The sequence below is a fragment of the Mesorhizobium sp. M1E.F.Ca.ET.063.01.1.1 genome, assembly GCF_003998155.1.
Taxonomy (GTDB): Bacteria; Pseudomonadota; Alphaproteobacteria; order Rhizobiales; family Rhizobiaceae; genus Mesorhizobium.
Genome location: NZ_RZSC01001698.1, coordinates 1 through 413, shown reverse-complemented (window position 1 = coordinate 413; position 413 = coordinate 1). Strand labels below are relative to the sequence as shown.

Annotated in this window: 1 pseudogene; it reads right to left on the bottom strand. The window is 70.7% G+C overall.

Annotated elements, in window-relative coordinates:
- Positions 1-413, bottom strand: a pseudogene (locus EOA29_RS40480) (glutamine synthetase); the annotation flags it as partial.

The window sequence follows — 413 nt, the reverse complement described above, 5'->3', positions numbered from 1 at the left end:
CATTGAGCGCGAAGGTGTTCAATTCCTGGCGCTTGCAGGCGACGAAGGACTGGCGCAGCGTGGCCGGGAAGATCTCGGCGACGAGCGGCCCGCTTTCGAAGCTGGCGATGGCCGAGGCCCAGTCCGGCGGCAGCTTCGCCAGCGTGAGTCCTTGTCCCTCGCCGCCGGTCGGCTCGCCGGGCGACAGTTCCTTTTCGATCCCGACGAGCGCCGCGCCAAGGATAGCGGCCAGCACCAGGTAGGGATTGGCGTCGGCGCCGGACACGCGGTGCTCGATGCGGCGCGCCGCGGCGGGGCCGCCGGGAATGCGGATCGCCACCATGCGGTTCTCGTAGCCCCACGCCACCGCGGTCGGCGCGTAGGAGCGCGGGCGCAGCCGGCGGTAGGAATTGAAATGCGGCGCGAACACCAGC